General features: G+C 41.9%; 11 protein-coding genes. 10 read left to right on the top strand and 1 reads right to left on the bottom strand.

Annotated elements, in window-relative coordinates; all coding sequences use genetic code 11:
- The 9 genes from F565_RS0120350 to F565_RS0120390 all read left to right on the top strand — a co-directional run.
- The coding region (locus tag F565_RS0120350; RefSeq protein WP_026300207.1) for a xylose isomerase at positions 1 to 900 on the top strand (900 nt) is incomplete at its 5' end.
- 49 nt (positions 901 to 949) lie between these two features.
- Positions 950 to 4,057 (top strand): SusC/RagA family TonB-linked outer membrane protein, encoded by a 3,108-nt coding sequence (locus F565_RS0120355; protein ID WP_026300208.1) that lies wholly within the window; start codon positions 950 to 952, stop codon positions 4,055 to 4,057.
- A gap of 11 nt (positions 4,058 to 4,068) precedes the next feature.
- Positions 4,069 to 5,637: a RagB/SusD family nutrient uptake outer membrane protein gene (locus tag F565_RS0120360; protein WP_020215098.1), complete on the top strand. Its 1,569-nt coding sequence runs from the start codon at positions 4,069 to 4,071 to the stop codon at positions 5,635 to 5,637.
- Positions 5,638 to 5,662: 25 nt separating this feature from the next.
- Positions 5,663 to 6,520 carry a hypothetical protein gene (locus F565_RS0120365; RefSeq protein WP_026300209.1) on the top strand — a complete coding sequence of 286 codons (858 nt, stop codon included), beginning with the start codon at positions 5,663 to 5,665 and terminating at the stop codon, positions 6,518 to 6,520.
- Between the two features lie 56 nt (positions 6,521 to 6,576).
- Entirely contained in the window at positions 6,577 to 9,063 is a 2,487-nt protein-coding gene (locus F565_RS0120370) for a glycoside hydrolase family 2 TIM barrel-domain containing protein (RefSeq protein ID WP_020215100.1), read from the top strand.
- Between the two features lie 92 nt (positions 9,064 to 9,155).
- The gene (locus F565_RS0120375) at positions 9,156 to 11,510 is read left to right on the top strand and encodes a glycoside hydrolase family 31 protein (protein WP_020215101.1); all 2,355 of its coding nucleotides are present in this window, start codon (positions 9,156 to 9,158) and stop codon (positions 11,508 to 11,510) included.
- Between the two features lie 142 nt (positions 11,511 to 11,652).
- Positions 11,653 to 13,809 (top strand): glycoside hydrolase family 3 C-terminal domain-containing protein, encoded by a 2,157-nt coding sequence (locus tag F565_RS0120380; RefSeq protein WP_026300211.1) that lies wholly within the window; start codon positions 11,653 to 11,655, stop codon positions 13,807 to 13,809.
- Between the two features lie 12 nt (positions 13,810 to 13,821).
- Complete coding sequence (locus tag F565_RS0120385; RefSeq protein WP_026300212.1) at positions 13,822 to 16,068, top strand: glycoside hydrolase family 3 C-terminal domain-containing protein; 2,247 nt, start codon at positions 13,822 to 13,824, stop codon at positions 16,066 to 16,068.
- A 69-nt stretch (positions 16,069 to 16,137) separates the two neighbouring features.
- Complete coding sequence (locus F565_RS0120390; protein WP_020215104.1) at positions 16,138 to 17,631, top strand: alpha-L-fucosidase; 1,494 nt, start codon at positions 16,138 to 16,140, stop codon at positions 17,629 to 17,631.
- 35 nt (positions 17,632 to 17,666) lie between these two features.
- Here F565_RS0120390 and F565_RS0120395 read toward each other — a convergent pair whose 3' ends face one another.
- A complete protein-coding gene (locus F565_RS0120395) occupies positions 17,667 to 18,647 on the bottom strand; it encodes a Gfo/Idh/MocA family protein (protein ID WP_020215105.1) in 981 nt (326 codons plus the stop codon).
- 317 nt (positions 18,648 to 18,964) lie between these two features.
- Here F565_RS0120395 and F565_RS0120400 point away from each other — a divergent pair, with 317 nt between their 5' ends.
- Positions 18,965 to 21,832, top strand: coding sequence for a TIM-barrel domain-containing protein (locus F565_RS0120400; protein ID WP_020215106.1), 2,868 nt, complete (start codon positions 18,965 to 18,967; stop codon positions 21,830 to 21,832).
- Positions 21,833 to 21,840 lie beyond the last annotated feature (8 nt).

The following is a 21,840-nucleotide window of genomic DNA, read 5'->3' on the forward strand; positions in this document are numbered from 1 at the left end:
CTTTGGGGAACGTCGAATTTGTTCAGCAACCCAAGGTACATGAATGGTGCCTCTACCAACCCTAACTTTGATGTAGTGGCCTATGCCGGTGCACAGGCTAAGATTGCTATTGATGCTACTATCGCATTAGGTGGAGAGAACTACGTTTTTTGGGGTGGCCGTGAAGGGTATATGAGTTTATTGAATACTGATATTCAGCGTGAGCAGGACCATCTGGCACAATTTCTTACCATATGCAGGGATTACGCCCGCAGCCAGGGTTTTAAAGGAACATTCCTTATAGAGCCTAAGCCTATGGAGCCTATGAAACACCAGTATGATTTTGATGCTGCTACCTGTATTGGCTTCCTTAATAAATACGGATTACAAAACGACTTTAAATTAAACCTTGAGGTTAACCATGCTACCCTTGCAGGGCATACTTTTGAGCATGAAATGCAGCTTGCCGCTAATGCAGGTATGTTAGGCTCTCTTGATGCTAACCGTGGTGACTACCAGAACGGTTGGGATACCGACCAGTTCCCAATAGATATTTATGAGGTTACACAGGCTATGCTTGTTTTCCTTCAGGCAGGTGGCTTACAGGGCGGTGGTATTAACTTTGATGCTAAAGTGCGCAGGAATTCTACCGACCTTGAAGATAAATTTATAGCACACATAAGTGGTATGGATATTTTTGCCCGTGGCCTTATAAGTGCAGATCATATTATAAAGAATACTAACTATATGCAGTTGCGCAAGGAGCGTTATGCATCATTTGACAGCGGCAAAGGCGCCCGGTTTGAAAAAGGAGAGCTCACTTTAGAAAACCTAAGCGAAATTGCCCGTCAGAATGGAGAACCCCAACCTAAGAGCGGCAGGCAGGAATTATTTGAACAAATTATTGCAAACGCTTATTAGGAGACTACACCCAAACTAAATGAACTCTAACCAAACACTCTGAATTATTATGAAAAGTAAAATTTGTATTCCGCCTAAAGTGCTTACTTATTGCTTGTCATTTTTCTTTGTTATGCTGGCATTGCCTGCATTTGCACAGCAAAAAATAACAGGTAAAGTAACCTCTACAGAAGACGGCCTTGGACTACCGGGGGTAAATATTGTAGAAAAAGGTACAAGTAATGGCGTAAGCACTGACATTGACGGAAATTACCAAATTACAGCAGCACCCAACGCTGTGTTGGTATTTAGCTTTGTAGGTTTTGGATCGCAGGAGATTGCCGTAAATAACCAGTCGGCAATTAATGCAAATTTAAAGCCAAGCGCATCTGAGCTTAACGAAATCGTAGTTGTGGGCTACGGTACACAAAAAAGAAAGGTATCTACAGCTGCTACAACAGTAGTAAGTGGTAAAGACCTGCAACAAACTAATAGTATAGATGCAACAAGTGCACTACAAGGCCAGTCATCTGGGGTTTCTATAACGCAAAGCTCAGGACAACCCGGTGCAGGCATGGTAGTAAACATTCGTGGTGCAGGTACTGTAGGCAATGCTACACCTCTATATGTGGTAGACGGTGTTGTTGTAGATAACGGTATTGGTTATCTTGACCCTTCAAGCATCGAAAGGATCGACGTATTAAAAGATGCTTCGGCGGCGGCCATATATGGTGCGCGTGCAGCAAATGGAGTAATATTAGTAACAACAAAAAAAGGAAAAGAAGGAAAAACAACTATCTCTTTTAACAGCTATACAGGCTTTCAGGAAACATATAAAAGATTAGACCTTCTTAATGCAGGTGAATTTGCTACAATAATGAATGAGGCACGTGTAAACAGTGGGTCTGCCCCATTATATACACAAGAGCAAATTAACGGCATGAAAAGTAACAACTGGCAAAACGAGTTGTTTAACGATGGTGCTATGAAGCAAAACCATTCATTGCTTATAAGCGGTGGTAATGATAAAGCTACTTACAATACAGGTATTTCTTATTACGGCCAGGATGGTATTATAGGAAGCCAAAACAACCAGTCGAGCTATGACAGGGTTACATTTACAACAAATTCAACCTATAATGTAATTAAAGACCGCTTTAAAATAGGAGAGAACTTTTCGTATGCCAATACAAAAAGCCGCGGTATTGCAGATCAGGGTATTTACAACAACTCTATAAGAGGGTTTCTTAATACTCCTCCTAACTATGCTACCTTTAACGAAGACGGCAGCTACGGAAGTTCTGACCTGAGTGCAGATATTAGTAACCCTGCAGGTTTATTATATTACAACAACTTTAAAGAAACAAGATCTAACCGTTTTGTAGCTAACGTATTTACAGATGTTATCCCTGTAGAAGGCCTTACATTAAGGACATCTTTTGGTGTAGATGTTTACAGTGATGATTACCGCGCCTTTACGCCGCAGTATGAATTATCTACTGTATCTTACAATTTGCTTTCTACAGTTAACCAGACTGCTACAAACAATTTTTCATGGATATGGGAAAACACTGCTAACTACAAAAAATCATTTGGTAAACATAATTTAGACCTGTTAGCCGGTATGTCTGCACGTGAGCGCATTCTAAAATCGGCAGGAGCATCTGGAAAGAATCTTATATTTGATGATTTCGACCATGCGTACCTTGATAACGTTACAGACCCTACACAAAATACAGTAAGCGGTACACGTTATGACTATAATATTGCTTCTTACTTTGGAAGGATATTGTATGACTATGACAACAAATACCTTCTTACTGCTACTGTGCGCCGTGACGGTTCGTCAGAATTTGGTCCAAATAAAAGATGGGCAGTATTCCCTTCATTCTCTGCAGGATGGAATGTAGACCAGGAAAGCTTCTTCCCAAAAGAAAATAAAGTTTTACAAGCGTTAAAACTTCGTGGTAGCTGGGGACAAAACGGTAACGACCAGTTTTCAAGAAGATTTGCTTACATGTCTACAATATCTTCATACGATAAAAACTACCATTTTGGTACAGGATCGAGCGAATTACCGTTACAGGTAGGTGCAAGCCCGGATGCCCTTAACGACCCTAACTTAAAATGGGAAACTTCTGAGCAGTTAGACCTTGGTTTTGATGCTACACTGTTTACTAACTTTACCCTTACGTTTGATTACTACGATAAAAAGACTAAAGACTGGATCGTACTAAAAGAAGTCCCGGAAATTGCAGGAGCTTTAGGCCCATACGTTAACGGTGGAGACATAAGCAATAAAGGTTTTGAGATAGGCCTTAATTACAATACAAAATTTGGCGATGACTGGAGACTTACCGTAAACGCAAACTTCTCTAAAAACAAAAATGAAGTTACAAGGGTTGCAACTACAAATGGTATTATATATGGCGAAAGCAACCTTTTATTCCAGGGTCTTGACGAGATGAACCGTGTGCAGGAAGGCCATCCTATAGGATACTTTTATGGTTTGCAAACAGCAGGTATCTTCCAGAACCAGGCAGAAATTGATGCTTACAGGCAGGGAGGCAACCCTATACAGCCAAATGCGCAACCAGGTGATGTTCGATTTGTAGACCGTAACGGCGACGGATCTATTACAGCCGATGATAAAACCCAGATAGGCGATCCTAATCCTGATTTTCATTATGGTGTAAACTTCCAGCTTAACTACAAAGCTTTCGATCTTTCTGTATATACGTATGGTGTAGGCGGTAACCAGATAGCTTATGGTGTTCGTGATTATTCAAGGCCATTTAACAATTACACTACGGAGATCTTTGACCGTTGGACAACAGAAGGCAGCTCTAACACATTGCCAAGGGTTACTTATGGTACAGATGCTAATGGTAACTGGACTAAATTTAGCGACCTTTATATGAAAGATGGCGATTTCTTCAGGATCAAAACAGTTACATTGGGTTGTGATATCGCTAAACTTTCAAAATTTGTTGGTGATACATTCTCTCAGTTCAGGCTTTATGTATCTGCTAACAACCTTTACACTTTTACCAAATATCCAGGACTGGATCCAGAGGTAGGTTTTGGTAATGCAAATCAGTCGTGGGCAAGAGGTATAGACGTAGGTTTCTATCCGCAGCCAAGGACATATATGATGGGTTTAAGTGTTAATTTCTAAAAAAATTGAAAATGAAAAAAAATATAATTAAAGTAGCAGTATTGGCATTAATGTTTTCCTTTGGTTCTTGCAGCGACGACTTTCTTAAAAACAGTCCTTACACGCAACAGGTAGAAGAGAACTTTTATAAAACACCGCAGGATGGTTTTAAAGGCCTTGTAGCTGTATACGATATTTTGCAGCGCGAAGCCTATGGCGGAGCACTTATGAACACAGAGATTGCATCTGATGACTGCTACGGTGGTTTTGGTACTGCAGATAGCAATACTATCCTTGAATGGGACCGCTTTCAGTTTGTAACTGATAAAGAGATGAACGACCCCATTTGGGAAAATGCCTACATAGGTATTTTTAGGGCTAACGTATTGCTAAAAAACCTCGATAATATTAATTGGGGAGCTGATACAGCATTACGTACGCAGTACGAAGCAGAAGCACGCTTTTTAAGGGCATACTTCCACTTTCAGTTGGCAAGGGTATTTGGAGATATCGTACCTTTAGACCACCCGCTAACAACAAGTGAGTTTACCTCTCCCCGCGCCCCTGCAGATGTTACTTATGCACTTATAGCAAGCGATTTTAAATTTGCTGCAGATAACCTTGGTAACGAAAATTACTCTACACCGGGCAACGTAAATTATGGACGTATTACTAAGTGGGCTGCAGAAGCATACCTGGGTAAAGCATTTTTATTTTACACAGATTATTACAGCAAGCCAGACCTTGCAGGTGTAGTAACTAAAGCAGAGGCTGTTACCTATATAAATGATGTTGTAAATAACAGCGGCCACGACCTTGTAAGTAACTTTGCCAGTTTATGGCTTGGTTCATCTGCTTCAGAGGGTGTTACCTATGCAGGCGAAGGCAATACCGAAATGGTTTTTGCTATCCGCTTTAACAGCTCTGGTAACGCTAACTGGAACCTGCATGAGGGTAACCGCTTCTCTGTAAACATTTCTACACGTGGCGGCGACCTTGCCCCTTACGGACAAGGATGGGGCGGTGGGCCTGTAACACCTGCGTTGTTTAATGCATATTCTGACGCAGATACCCGTAAGAAAGCTACCATTATAGACTATGTGGGCGAAGGCCTTAATTTTGATGCAGATGCCCGTGGCCAACGCCAGTATACAGGCTATGCATGGAAAAAATTAACCCGTGTACTGGATCCTGCTTTTATAGGAGATTTCCAGATAGACAACTATGAAGATATTCCGCTTATCCGTTTTTCAGATGTACTGCTTACCGCTGCAGAACTTAACCTTGACAGTAATGCAGGATTTGCACAAACCTGTCTTGACAGGGTTCGTAGCCGTGCGTTTGGCAATACAACAAATAACGTACCTGTAAATATGACAAGTATAATGAACGAGCGCAGGCTGGAGCTTGCACTGGAAGGGCACCGTTACTTCGACCTTATAAGAAAAGGTATGGGTGTTACTGCCACTGCTATAAACGCTACCAATATGGGAGGAGAATTTACTGTAAACTTCAGGCCGGAAACATTAGGTTTCTTTGCACTGCCACAGTCTCAGATACTGCTTTCTAATGGTGCTATAACACAAAACCCGGGATGGTAATTTTAAATTATAAAAATTGATGATTATGAAACAGATGATGACAAAAATGCTTGTGGGTGTTATGGCAGCAACGTTGCTGTTTTCCTGCGAGGCCGAGGAAGACCGCCAGAGCCTTCCTGCAACAGGAGTTAGTCCTTCCGAAATAAACATTTCGGTAACACAAGATCCTTTAAACCCTAATCTTGTTACTATGACTAACCTCATGGATGATGTAATACCTTACTGGAGCTATACAGATGCTGCCGGTAATGAGTTAGGGCACTCTAACCTGAAAACGGTAAGCACTACGTTCCCGTTTGCAGGTAATTACAGTGTTTATTTTACTGCTTACACACGTGGCGGCGCTGTAGCCGCAGCACCGGTACCAGTTAGGATAGCAAGTAATAACGCTGAATATTTTAGCGCACCGGAATGGAACATGCTTACTAATGGTGTAAATGGTAAAACATGGGTATTAGATATGGAAAGCCCTATTGGCTGGGCAGGTTTAGATTATCCATATAATACTACGGGTACAGATTTCTGGAACTGGTTTCCTGATTATGCAGGTAACAGTTGGGTAATGCCTAACAAAAACTGGGGTAGCATGAAGTTTGACCTTAACGGTGGTTACAATACTACTGTTTCTCAAACTGCACTTACCACAGATGCCCAGACTTCAAAAACAGGCAGCTTTAGTTTTGATATTGCTGCACACACCCTGACCTTTAATGGTGGTACTGAGCTACTGTCAGGCGGCGATTACCGTCCTGATGCAGGTAACTGGACTACAGTAAAAGTAGTAGAACTATCAGACAACTCTTTACGCCTTGCGGTTATAAGAAACCAAAGCCGTACCGGTGAAGGTGTTTGTCTAATTGTTTTCCATTACAAACCAGCATAAATTTTATAATGCCGGTAAGCGGTTCCTGCTTACCGGCATTTTTTTAAAACCCATCTATGACCCAACATTACACTACCCAAATTATAAAAACACTGGCGGCATTTAGCCTTTTTACCTTTATTGCCTGTGGCACTAAAGACAGTAAAGCACTTGCCGAAAGAAAAACCTCATTTAATTCAGGATGGAAATTTCACCTGAATGACAGCATTAAAGATCGTGACACTATAGGGACTGCGACCCAATGGCGTACACTTAACCTTCCGCACGACTGGAGCATAGAAGGAAATTTTGACGAGAAAAGCCCTGCCGGTGTAGGCGGTGGCGCACTTAATGGCGGCCTTGGCTGGTATAAAAAAACATTTACCGTAAAAGCACAGGACAGCACAAAACTTACCACAATATTGTTTGATGGTATATACCGTAACAGCGAGGTATGGATAAACGGCCACTACCTGGGCAAACGCCCTAATGGCTATATAAGCTTTAGGTATAACCTTACCCCCTACTTAAACTATGGCGACAAACAGAACGAAATAATTGTAAAAGCAAATAATTCCAAACAGCCTAATTCCCGTTGGTATTCGGGATCAGGAATTTACAGGAATGTGTGGCTGGAAACTACCGGAAAAGTACATGTAAAAGCAGATGGTACTTACATTACAACACCCGTAGCTAACACCACAAAAGCCAATTTAAAACTGCAAACCATCGTTAAAAATGAATTTGCTGCCGAAAAATCTGCTGAAATTACAACCACTATATATAAAGGCGATAAGGAAATTACCGCTGTTACCAAAGAGCTTAAACTTCCGGCGAATGCCGAACAAACCATAAGCCAGGAAACCGGCATTGAAAATCCGGAATTATGGTCGGTTGAAAAACCGGAACTTTATAAAGCGGTTACCGAGGTGAAGGTAGACGGCGATATTCTGGATACCTATGAAACACCTTTTGGTATACGTACTTTTAAATTTGATGCCACTAAAGGTTTTATCCTTAATGGCAAACATGTGAAGATAAAAGGTGTTTGCCTGCACCATGACCTTGGCGCATTAGGATCTGCCTTTAATACGCGTGCTATGGAACGTGAGCTTGAAATAATGAAAGAGATGGGGGTTAACGGTATACGTACCACACACAACCCTCCCGCCCCTGAGTTATTAGACCTTTGCGACAAAATGGGCTTTATTGTAATGGATGAATCTTTTGATATGTGGAAACAGGCTAAAAACCCTGATGATTACAGTAAAGACTGGGACAAGTGGCATGTAACCGATTTACAGGACCAATTGTACCGCGACCGTAACCACCCTAGTATTTTTATATGGAGCATAGGCAACGAAATCCCGGAACAATGGAACGAACAGGGAGCAAAAATAGGTAAAGAACTGGCTGCTATTGTAAAAGCTATAGACACTACCCGACCTATAACAGCGGCAATGAACCCGCCTATTGTGGTTAACAATAACGTTACCACCCAGTTTGACAATGCAGCGGCACAACCCAATGCACTTGCAGCATCGGGCGCGTTAGACCTTATTGGGTACAACTATGCGCACCAAACGTATACACAGCACCAAAAGAACTTTCCTAACATACCTTTTATAGCTACCGAAACTACATCGGCACTGGCCACACGCGGTTATTATGATGCAAATTCAGACACTATAAAACAATGGCCGGTGCGATGGGATATACCTTTTAACGAAGGAAATCCGGGTAATACTGTGTCGGCCTATGACCAGGTACAGACACCGTGGGGCTCCACACACGAAGCTACCTGGAAGGTTATTAAAAAGCACGATTACCTGTCGGGTATGTACATCTGGACAGGGTTTGATTATATAGGCGAGCCTACACCTTATGGCTGGCCATCTATAAGTTCTTATTTTGGTATTGCAGATCTTGCAGGTTTCCCTAAAGATGTGTACTATATGTACCAAAGTGAATGGACTAACAAACCTGTATTACATATATTCCCGCACTGGAACTGGAAAGCAGGACAAAATGTAGATGTATGGGCTTACTACAATAATGCCGATGAAGTAGAACTTTACCTCAACGGAAAATCTCTTGGCAAAAAAAGCAAACAGGGAGACGACCTGCATATTATATGGAAAGTACCTTATGAGCCGGGAACACTAAAAGCTATTTCGCGTAAAAATGGTAAAACAGTTCTTGAAAAAGAGATTAAAACCGCCGGTGCGCCCGCAGCCTTAAAAGCAACTGCCGACCGTGCCACCATTAAAGCCGACGGTAACGACCTTAGTTTTGTAACTGTAGACATTACCGATGCTAAGGGTGTTTTTGCTGCTACAGCTAATAACGAAATTACCTTTACCCTTAAAGGCAACGGCAAAATTGTGGGGGTTTGCAGTGGCGACCCTGTAAGCCATGAATCTTACAAGGGCAACAAACATACTGCGCTTAACGGTAAATGCCTTGTAATTATACAGGCGGGCGATAAGGCAGACAACCTAGAACTTGCGGCAAGTGCGGCAGGGCTTAAAAATAGCGTTATACAAATTAAGACTGCCAACTAATAGCTTTCCCGGTTTCTTAAGATATTAATTCAACATTACCCAAACCAATGAAGAAAACAAACCGCTTGAATTGCCTTTTAGCCGCATCGGGAATGCTGTTTTTTAACGGCGTTGCCATAGCACAGATTCAGAATGCAGATGTGCTCAACGCCCCGGTTGATGTAAGCAGAGATTTTGAAAATTATTTAAACACGTTTTATTTTGCCGATGAGCTTACCTCTTTTGATCCTGCCACAGGAAAAGGTACGGTAAAGTATTTAAGGTTTAATTATAAAACCAGGATGGCCTTTAATAATATTGAAATGAAACCGTACCTGGCGGTACCAAACGAATTTCCTTCTACAGAGTATGAGGCAGAACCTGTACAGCCATTTGCCTTACAGTTTGTGTCAGACCGTACCATCAGGATAAAAATGAGCTCCGGCCCGCAATTCCACCAACCGTCAGAATCGCTTATGCTGATTAACGGTACAGCTCCTAACCACCCGGAAAGCTGGAAATATAGCAAGACACCTACCGGACATAAATACACAAGTAAATACGGGTCTGTAGAAATCATAGCAAAACCCTGGCATGTAAAAGTGTATGATGCAACGGGCAAACTGCTTACATCTACACTGCATGACAGCGATTTGCAAAACACCTACACACCTACCCTGCCGTTTAGCTACGTGCGCCGCAACAGCGATTATTCCCGCAGTATGGCACCGGTATTTAGTCTTGAGCCAGACGAAAAAATCTTTGGCTGTGGCGAATCGTTCACAAACTTTAACAAGCGTGGGCAAAAAATGATTTTATGGGCGGACGATGCCAATGGCGTTCAGAATGAAACCCAATACAAGCCTATACCGTTTTACATGAGCAGCCGCGGCTACGGGGTGTTTATGCATACCTCTGCCCCAATTACTCTCGACTTTGGGAAATATTATTCAAGCGCTAACAAAATGATGCTTGGCGATGATGAAGCCGACCTTTTCTTTTTTATAGGTGAGCCTAAAGATATTCTTGATGAGTATACCGACCTGACGGGTAAAGCATCTATGCCGCCATTATGGTCGTTTGGTTTATGGATGAGCCGCATTACTTACTTCTCTGAAAAGGAAGGCCGCGAAGTTGCTAAAAACTTAAGGAAATATAAAATACCAAGCGATGTTATCCATTTTGATACAGGCTGGTTTGACGTAGACTGGAGGAACAACTATCAGTTTGCAAGTAAGCGTTTTGACGATCCCGTTAAAATGATGGCCGACATGAAAAAAGATGGCTTTAACGTGTGCCTTTGGCAGCTACCATATTTTACTCCAAAAAACACTTTGTTTAACGAAGTTGTAGATCAGGGACTTGTTGTAAAAGACAGGAAAGGAAATTTGCCTTATGAGGATGCCGTGTTAGATTTCTCTAATCCTGATGCTGTTAAATGGTACCAGGCAAAACTAAAACATTTGTTTGACCAGGGCGTTGCCGTATTTAAGGTAGACTTTGGCGAAGCCGCTCCTGCAGATGGTTTGTACCACTCCGGCCGTACAGGGTTTTATGAGCACAACTTATATCCACTGCGCTATAATAAAGCCGTAGCAGAAATTACACAAAAAGAAAAAGGCTATACCCTTATTTGGGCTCGCAGTACATGGGCAGGAAGCCAGCGCTACCCATTGCATTGGGGTGGCGATGCCGAAACCAATAATGGCGCTATAGCAGCTACCTTGCGTGGCGGATTATCATTAGGGCTTTCAGGGTTTAGTTTCTGGAGCCATGACTTAGGCGGGTTTGTAACAAAATCGCCGGAAAGTTTATACAGAAGGTGGACACCGTTTGGTATGCTTACCTCTCACGTGCGCAGCCACGGCGAGCCGCCAAGGGAGCCATGGTTATACAGCGAAGACTTTTTAAAAGGTTACAGAAATGCAGATAATATGCGTTATGAGCTGATGCCATACATATATGCACAGGCAAAAGAAAGTTCAGAAAAAGGATTGCCTATGCTTCGTGCACTCTTTGTAGAATTCCCTAACGATCCTGGGTCATGGTTAATAGATAACGAATACCTTTTTGGGTCGGATATCCTCGTTGCGCCATTACTGGAAGAGGTAACCGAAAGGGATGTATACCTGCCGCCGGGACAATGGATAGATTACCAGACGAAACAGGTATATGCCGGTGGCTGGCATAAAATTAAAGCCGGCGACATTCCTATTGTTGTACTGGTTAAAAATGGTGCGGTTATACCACACATAAAACTGGCACAATCTACACAGGATATGGACTGGAAAAACCTGACGTTAAAAGTATATGCTGCTGAAGGTACTGCCACTGCAACCGGTAAAGTATTCCTGCCGGGTGGCGATACAGTAAAAACTGTAACTACCGATAAAAAAGGCAGCAGCTTTGAGGTAAGCCAAAATCCGTTGGGCGCAAAAACGACATTTAAGACAGAATGGATAAAATAAATTAATTATTTGGGTTAGTTAGTTTGAAAACCGGGGCTTTGTTTTGACTTCCAAAGTTCCCGGTTTATCTTAATTACGAACACAAATATCATAATACAACATAACCGGTAAACTATCCGTTCTGAAAATCTATAAACAGAGTATGAAGTTTTATAAACTCCTCATTTTTATATTGATAGCGTCGCCCGTATGGGCACAGGAAAAATACCCTTTTCAGGATCCAAAACTGGATACCGAGAAGCGTGTAGATAACCTGCTAAAGCTTATGACGCTTGATGAAAAGATTATGGCGCTGAGCACTAACCCATCTGTTGCCCGGCTTAATGTAAAAGGTACCGGGCATGTAGAAGGACTGCACGGACTGGCGTTAGGCGGACCCGGGCACTGGGAAGGCAAGGGCAAAGAGGTGGTTACCACTACAACATTTCCGCAGGCGTATGGCCTGGGTGAAACATGGGATGCCGAATTACTGCAAAAAGTGGCGAACGTGGAAGCTATTGAAACCCGTTATGCCTACCAGCATTATAACCGCGGCGGCCTTGTGGTTCGTGCACCAAATGCCGATTTGGCACGCGACCCACGCTGGGGACGCACCGAAGAAAGCTATGGTGAAGATGCCTTTTTTAATGGTACCATGACCGTGGCTTTTGTAAAAGGGCTTCAGGGCAATGACAGCAAATACTGGCAAACCGCAGCGTTAATTAAACACTTTTTAGCTAATAGTAACGAAGACGGCCGTACCTATACCTCATCTGATTTTGATGAAAGGCTTTTGAGGGAATATTATTCTGTACCATTCAGGATGGGTGTTGAAGAAGGAGGGTCACGGGCTTACATGGCAGCATATAATAAAATAAACGGCATACCTGCTATGGTACACCCTATACTTAAAGATATCACAGTAAAAGAATGGGGCCAGAACGGTATTATTTGTACTGATGGCGGTGCTTTCAAATTATTACTGTCAGACCATAAATATTACCCAAATCAGTATCTTGGGGCTGCCGCCGCTGTAAAAGCAGGTATAAACCAGTTTCTTGACGATTATAGAGACGGTGTATATGGCGCCATTGCAAATGGCTACCTCAAAGAAAAAGATATCGACGATGTGCTGCGTGGTGATTACCGCGTGATGATAAAACTTGGCATGCTGGATGCAGGAACTGACAATCCTTATGCAGTTATTGGCACTCAAAAAGAGGCTACAGACCCATGGACAACCGATGCCCATAAGAAGCTGGCCCTGGAGGCAACCCAAAAATCGATCGTGCTGTTAAAGAACGATCCTGCAAAACAGCTGTTGCCTATAGACCGTAATAAGGTAAAACGCATTGCAGTTATTGGCCCGCGTGCCGATGAAGTATTGCTGGACTGGTACAGTGGCACCCCACCCTACACTTTTACTCCGCTTACGGGTATTAAAGCCAAGGCGGGCGAAAGCATTAAAATTAGCTATGCCCTTAACAATGCCGATGGTAAAGCAGCTACAATTGCTAAAAATGCCGACCTTGTTATTGTGCTTATCGGTAACCACCCGTGGTGTAACGCGGGTTGGGCAGACTGCCCCGTGCCAAGCAACGGTAAGGAAGCGGTAGACCGCCAGTCAATAACATCAGAGCATGAAGACCTTGTTAAAATAGCATACCAGGCTAACCCTAATACAGTTGCGGTGCTTATAAGCAGCTTTCCTTATGCTATAAACTGGACACAGGAACATGTGCCTGCTATTGTACACATGACCCAGAACAGCCAGGAAACAGGAACGGCCTTAGCTAATGTGCTTTTTGGAGATTATAACCCAGCAGGCAGGCTGACACAAACTTGGGTAAGCGACGTTACAGATCTTCCGCCATTATTAGATTATAACATCCGTAACGGCCGCACTTATATGTATTTTAAAGGCAAGCCACTATACGCTTTTGGCTTTGGTTTAAGCTATACTACTTTTACTTATAAGGCCATAGAAACCAGTGCTGCTTCTCTGTATAAAAACGGAAACCTTACCGTAAATGTAACAGTAACAAACACAGGCAGGCGAGATGGCGAAGAGGTAGTTCAGCTATATGTTAAGCACACCAATTCTAAAGTAGCGCGGCCGGAAAAAGAACTAAAAGCCTTTAAAAGGATTTTTATAAAAGCCGGTGAAACAAAAACCGTTAACCTTACTGTAAAAGCTAAAGACCTGGAATACTGGAATACCAAGACCCAAAAGTTTGAGCTCGAAAAAGATATCATAGAATTGCAGGCCGGTGGCGCATCTGACGTTATTGCCCTGAAAAAAAATATTACCATTAATTAACCCAACACAAAGATGAAGAACAAAGTTTTATGCCTTGGGGCAGCATTGATGCTATTAACAGTATCGTGTAAAGAAGACAAAACAACAACTACCACTGCCGATGGTAAAGAAGTAGCAGCCGTTTATGAAGGTAAAGAACTTAGCGATGAATATGATGCTAAGATAGACGAGATAGTAGGCAAAATGACCATCGAGGAAAAAGTGGGTATGCTGCACGGTTACAGTATGTTTACTAACCAGGGTACAGAGCGCTTGGGTATACCTGAAGTGCATATGGCCGATGGCCCCCTTGGCGTGCGTGAAGAAATAGAGCGTATGAGCTGGGCACCTGCCGGCCGTACCGATGATTTTGCTACTTACTACCCTGCCGGTGCAGGCCTTTCGGCTACATGGAACCCGGAGATGGCACACACTTTTGGTAAATCTATAGGCGAAGAAGCCCGTGCCCGAGGTAAGGATGTACTTTTAGCGCCAGCATTTAATATTATACGTACACCACTTGGCGGCCGTACTTATGAGTACATGACCGAAGACCCATTTTTAAATAAAACCCTTATTGTACCTTACGTTACAGGTGTGCAGGAGCAGGATGTTGCTGCTTGTATAAAACATTATGCTGCTAACAACCAGGAAACCAACCGTGGTACATTAGATGTGCTTATGGATGAGCGTACACTTCGTGAAATTTACCTTCCGGCGTTCCAGGCTTCGGTTACAGAGGCGCATGCTTATAGTGTTATGGGGGCTTACAACAAATTTCGTGGTGAGTATTTATGTGAAAATCCTTACATGTTGCAAAATATCCTAAGGGATGAATGGGGCTTTAAAGGTATTGTGATATCCGACTGGGATGCTGTACACAGCACTAAAAAAGCACTTGAAGCCGGTACCGACCTTGAAATGGGTACCAATAAACCATCTTTTGATGAGTTTTACTTTGCAAAGCCGCTTCTTGCTGCTGTAAAAGCCGGTACTGTAACCGAAGCTGAAGTAGACAAGCATGTTAAGAGAACATTGAAACTACTTTTCAACCTTAAAGCAATGGGAACAGCTAAGGATCGTGCAAAGGGTAGCATTAGTACTGAGGCGCATTTTAAAGATGCTTACAACATTGCATCAGAGTCGGTAGTACTTCTTAAAAATAATGAGAACCTTTTACCACTTAAAACAGACGGTGTAAAAAGTATTGCTGTAATAGGCGCTAATGCTACTGCTAAACATGCCCAGGGTGGTTTTGGTGCCGGTGTAAAAACCAAACGTGAGGTTACTCCGCTGGAAGCACTTACTGCAAAATTGCCAAAATCGGTTACAATAAATTATGCTGAAGGTTACAAGACCGAATTCAAGCCTAAAAAAGAAATGAAATTTGGCGAAGTAACACAGGAAGCTAAAGAAACCGTTAACGAACTTGACCCTAAAATGGTGGCAGATGCTGTGGCGGCTGCTAAAAAATCGGATGTGGCGATACTCTTTGTGGGTTCTAACCGTAACTATGAAACTGAAGCATCTGACCGTAAAGATCTTTCCCTTCCTTTTGGACAGGAAAAACTTATAGCAGCCGTTAAAGCGGCAAACCCTAAAACTATTGTAGTATTTGTAGCCGGCGCGCCTTTTGACATCAACACGATCGAAAAAGAACATTCTACTATTGTGTGGAGCTGGTACAATGGTTCTGAAGGCGGTAACGCCCTGGCTGATATCCTACTTGGTAAAGTAAACCCATCGGGTAAATTGCCATGGACAATGCCTAAAAAATTATCTGACTCTCCTGCCCATGCTACCAACAGTTTCCCAGGTGGTGTAACAGCAGAGTACAAAGAAGGGCTTTTAGTAGGCTACCGTTGGTTTGACACTAAAAACATTGAGCCGTTATATCCTTTTGGTTACGGATTATCGTACACTACATTTGAGCTTAACAATGCTAAAGCAGACAAAAAAGAGTATAATGCTGATGATACCATCAAGATGACTGTAGTGGTTAAAAACACAGGTAAGGCTGATGGTAAAGAGGTAGTTCAGTTATATTCTTCCAAAGCAGATTCTAAAGTTAGCCGTGCAGCAAAAGAGCTAAAAGGTTTTGCAAAAACAATGGTTAAAGCAGGAAGCAGCGAAACGGTAACTATTGCAGTACCGGTTAAAGAACTGGCTTACTATGATGTTACATCAAAAAAATGGACTGTAGAGCCAGGTAAATATATTTTTAAAATAGGCAACTCATCAAGAAACATTAAAGGTGAGGTAACTATATCTATAAAATAAAAATTTTATTTAGTAAAGCTCCGGAGGTAACATAAACTGTTTCTTCGGAGTTTTTTATATACAATCTGTATGAAAAAAACACTACTATCTTTAACAGCACTGGTTGTACTTTCAGGATGCTCTTCCGCTCAAAATACTGCTCCTAAAAAAATGCATTATGAACCTACATGGGAATCATTAGCACAGTATGACGAAACCGCAGAATGGTTTAAGGATGCCAAGTTTGGCATTTATGCGCATTGGGGGGTATTATCGGTACCGGCTTATGCAAACGACTGGTACCCGCGCAACATGCACGTGGTGGGCAGCGACGAAAACAAACACCAGGTAGCAACTTACGGGCCACTAAATAAATTTGGCTATCATGATTTTGTACCTATGTTTAAAGCAGAAAATTTTAATGCCGATGAATGGGCCGACCTTATGGTTAAAGCGGGTGCGAAATTTGGCGGTGTTGTAGCAGAGCACCATGATGGATGGAGCAACTGGAACAGTAAAATAAACCCGTGGAACAGTATGGCTATGGGTCCGCATCGCGATATAGTGGGCGAACTTGCTAAAGCAATACATGGGCGCGGATTAAAACTGGTAACCTCTTTTCATAAAGACCGTAACCTGCAGATAAATAAAGATAACCCGGACAAATGGCTGGATGATATTTCTTATTTCCCTTACAATCCGGATATGGCTACCTCCTCTACAGACCCTTTGCTTAGCATTATGTACGGTAATATTCCGCAGGAGCAGTTTTTTAAAAACTGGTTAGGAGAACTGGGCGAACTGATTGATAATTACTCGCCTGACCTAATTTATTTTGACAGTAAAATGAGCAAAATACCTGAGAAATACAAACTGGAATTTTTAGCACATTACTTTAACCACTCGGTTGAAGAAAAACAACAGGTTATAGTTACCCACAAAGAAGGTGAGCTACCTAAAACGGTTAGCCTTGAAGATTTTGAAAAAGGGCGTAACAATGCCATTACTCAGGATTTTTGGCTTACAGATGAAACCGTATCTGTGGGCAGCTGGAGTTATACCAATAATTTGGGCCTTAAAACTGCCGATGAAATTGTCGACCTTTTAGCCGATATTGTAAGTAAAAATGGTGCTCTAATGCTTAATGTATCGCCTATGGCAAATGGTACCATACCACAAAACCAACAGGATATATTACTGAGCATAGGCAAATGGCTTAGTGTAAACGGAGAAGCTATTTATGGCAGCCGTACCTGGAATGTATATGGCGAAGGCCCTGCAAAACTGGAAAAAGGCGGTATGTTTACAGATAAGGTTAGCTATGGCGCAAAAGATATTCGCTATACACGTAAGGGCAATACTATTTATGCAATAGTATTAGGCTGGCCCGGCAATAGCAGCGTGGTAACATTAGAGTCGTTTAGCGGTAAAACGCTTAATACAATCCCTAAGATTAAAAAGGTAAGCGTGTTAGGGTCTACTGAGACTATAAAATACAGCCTCGATGAGAATGGATTGCATTTTACAACGCCATCTCAAAAAACAGATGATAAGGCGTTTGTATTAAAAATTGAGACCAAATAGCCAATATATAAAGGCAGCCGCGAGCTGCCTTTATTTTATATAGTACCTGTTATTTTATCGAGTACCCAGTTGCAGTGTGCTCCCGTATGCCCGGTAGACGGATGCGTTATGTTACCCAGCAAGTGTTCCCTCATGTTTTGCACATGGTAGAGCTGTATATTTTCGGGATGGTCTATAACCAGTTCTTCCCTGCCTGCAGCATTAGTAAGCACCAGTGGCACATCATCAAAAACAGCAAAGGTTATTGTACCTGCACTGCCATAAATGGTTACGGAATCAGCTTTTTCAAAGGCACCAAAGTTCCAGCTTCCGGTAGCGGTAACACCCGATTCGTGCAGCCAGCTCGCAGCAACAGCGTCTTTAGCACTATATAGTCCCTGCTGGTTGAAGCTCACACCCGAAACTTCTTTGACATTACCAAAAAAGTAGATAAAAAGATCCAGGCCGTGGCTGGCAAGGTCTTCAAAATAACCGGCGGCAGCAATTGTAGCATCGGTACGCCAGTTATATTCGCCCGAAATATCTAATGCTGAGGGGGTTTTAGTAAGGTGCCAGTGCAGGTTACGAATGGTACCTATGCGCCCCTCCTCTATCCATTGTTTTACTTTAAGAAAACGGGGCAGCGAGCGGCGGTAGTAGGCCACGAACAAAGGCAGGAATTTAGCATCAAAGGCGTTGGTAATTTCTACACAGTCGGCATAGGTAGGTGCCATGGGTTTTTCTATACAACAGGGTTTTCCTGCCTGTGCTACTTTAAGTGCATAGAACTTATGGGTATCGGGCGGTGTGGCAATATATACGGCATCAATTTCCGGGTCGTTTATAAGGGCTTCGGCATCAGCGCCATATTTATCTACGTTGTGGCGGCGGGCATAATCGGCGGCTTTATCAATATCGCGGCGCATTACAGCCTTAATTTCAAAGCCTTCTGTCTTTTGGTAAGCGGGACCACTTTTACGTTCGGTAACATCGCCACAGCCTATAATACCCCAGCGAATAATTTTTTTATCTTCCATTATGGTTGTTTTATTTGCGATGTTAAAGTTAAATATTTAAATGAAATAAACTTATGGTCTTATTGACTTTATTTCGTTTATATTTTCTAAATTGCGTGCTCAATTATTTTACTATAACGTTTGTGCTGTAAATTACATTTTGAACATATAATACATAAAGTACAAATAAATTATGATACTATTTTAAAGTGGACTACTGTTGTTGAAATTATATAATTATGATAGAATTATAAAACATTACCTTACTATTTAAACATAATAAACCCAATACACTCAAACATATTTACAACCCATTATTTTATTAAAACTATTCTTTAATGATACGAAAAAAAATACATATCCTGCTTGTAGGATTGTTACTGGCCGGCTGTTCTGCTAAACAATACCAAATGATAGATGGTGGTGTTGTTGTAAATGTTAAGCAAAAAAGTAAAACAGACACCCATAAGGTGCGCTTACAGGTAGTAAGGGACGAACTTATTCACGTGTCTGCGACTCCTGATAATGAATTCCCAAAAGATTCTACGCTTATTATTGTACCCGGACTTAAAAACACCCCATTTACAGTAGATAACAGCCATAAAGATTCTATCATGCTTGTTACATCCCGTTTAAGGGTAGCCGTTTCTAACTTAGATGGTGGTGTGAAGTTTAAGGATAAAGACGGTAAAGTAATTTTAGCAGAAAAACAGGGCGGCGGCAAAACCTTTACCCCTATTGAGGTGGAGGGCACAAAAGGATTTTCGGTACGTCAAATTTTTAATTCGCCGGCAGATGAAGCTTTTCATGGTTTAGGGCAACACCAGGCTGATGAGTTTAATTATAAAGGCAAAAGCGAAGAGTTATTTCAGTACAATACTAAGGTGTCTGTACCCTTTATAGTATCTAACAAAAATTATGGTTTGTTATGGGACAGCTACTCTTTAAGCCGTTTTGGCGACAGCCGCCCTTACAAACAGCTAAATAACGTTTTTAAACTGTATGATAAAACGGGAAAACAGGGTTCTTTAACAGGCACTTATACCTCTAAAGATAAGGGTGTGGAAACTTTAGTGCGTAACGAAGAATCTATTTTCTTTGAAGATATTAAAAGCATTAAAAACCTGCCTAAAAATTTTCCTTTAAAAAATGCCAATGTAACCTACGAAGGAGAAATTGAAGCTCCCGAAAGCGGCGATTTTAAATTTACGCTTTACTATGCAGGTTATGTAAAAGTATATTTAAACAATAAATTAGTGGTTCCTGAACGTTGGAGGACAGCATGGAACCCTAACAGTTATAAATTTTCTATGCCATTAGAAGCTGGAAAACGCGTGCCTTTACGTATTGAGTGGCAGCCGGATGGCGGTACATCTTATTGTGGTTTGCGTGCGTTAACACCGCAGCAGGCAGATGAGAAAGATAACCAGGTTTGGTGGAGTGAAATGAACAAAAAACTGGATTATTACTTTGTTTATGGTAATGATGCTGATGAAATTATTAAAGGCTACCGTATGCTTACAGGAAAATCTCAAATCATGCCTAAATGGGCTATGGGGTACTGGCAGAGCCGTGAGCGCTACAAAACGCAGGATGAAATCCTTACTAACTTAAAAGAATTCAGGAAACGTAAAATTCCGATTGACAATATAGTATTAGACTGGAATTACTGGGAAGAAAATGCATGGGGAAGCCATGAGTTTGACAAAAAACGTTTCCCGGATCCGCAGGGTATGGTAGATTCTATACATGCCTTGAACGGTAAAATGATGATCTCTGTTTGGCCTAAATTTTATAAAACGACCGAACATTTTAAAGAATTCGACAGGAAAGGCTGGATGTACCAGCAGGCAATTAAAGACAGTGTTCGCGACTGGGTAGGCCCCGGTTATGTAGGTTCTTTTTATGATGCTTACAGCGGTGGTGCCCGTAAATTATTCTGGAAACAGATATATGATAACTTATACCCGTTAGGTATTGATGCCTGGTGGATGGATGCCAGCGAGCCTAATGTACTTGACTGTACTGATATGGATTATCGTAAAGCATTATGTGGGCCTACGGCATTAGGATCGTCTACAGAATATTTTAATACCTATGCCTTAATGAATGCCGAGGCTATTTATAATGGCCAGCGCAGCGTTGCCCCAAATAAAAGGGTATTCCTGTTAACACGTTCGGGCTTTGCCGGTTTACAGCGTTACTCTACCGCTACATGGAGTGGTGATATTGCTACCCGTTGGGAAGATATGAAAGCACAAATTTCGGCCGGTTTAAATTTTGCCGTAAGTGGTATTCCTTACTGGACAATGGATATTGGCGGTTTTTGTGTAGAAGACCGTTATGTTGCCGGGCAGCAGCAGTATGATAAAAACGGACAGGAAAATAAAGATTATAAAGAATGGAGAGAGTTAAATGCACGCTGGTTTCAGTTTGGTGCTTTTGCTCCTCTGTACAGGGCACACGGCCAGTTCCCGTACCGTGAGCCATGGAATATTGCTCCGGAAGGCCACCCTGCCTATAAATCTATTGTATACTATACTAATTTAAGGTACAGGCTTATGCCCTACATTTATACAATGGCAGGTATGACCTATTTTAATGATTATACAATTATGCGTCCGCTATTTATGGACTTCCAGGCAGATAAAAAAGTAGAAAACATAAGCGACCAGTTTATGTTTGGCCCTGCATTTATGGTGTGCCCTGTTTACAGCTATGAGGCGCGTAACCGTAATGTTTACTTCCCGGCAGGTTCTAACTGGTATGATTTCTATACAGGAAATTACATAACCGGCGGCAAGCAGGTAAGCGTAGATGCCCCTTACGAACACATACCGTTATTTATAAAAGAAGGATCTATTATTCCTGTAGGCCCTGAAATACAATATACCGGAGAAAAAAAGGCAGACAAAATTGTTTTGTATGTGTATAAAGGTAAAGACGGCAGCTTCACACTTTATGAAGATGAAGACAGCAATTATAATTACGAAACCGGTAAATATGCCAACATTAGCTTAACTTATAATAACACAAACAATACACTTACAATTGGCGAGCGCAAAGGCCAGTTTGACGGAATGCTTAAAAACCGCACGTTTGTAATTGTAACAGTTAGCAAAGATAAACCTAAAGCATTTAACTATGATGCTGACGGACAGAGCGTAACCTATGACGGCCGTGAGCAGAAAGTTACCCTGAAATAATATCTGAA

It is taken from the genome of Flavobacterium rivuli WB 3.3-2 = DSM 21788 (assembly GCF_000378485.1).
GTDB classification, from domain to species: Bacteria; Bacteroidota; Bacteroidia; order Flavobacteriales; family Flavobacteriaceae; genus Flavobacterium; species Flavobacterium rivuli.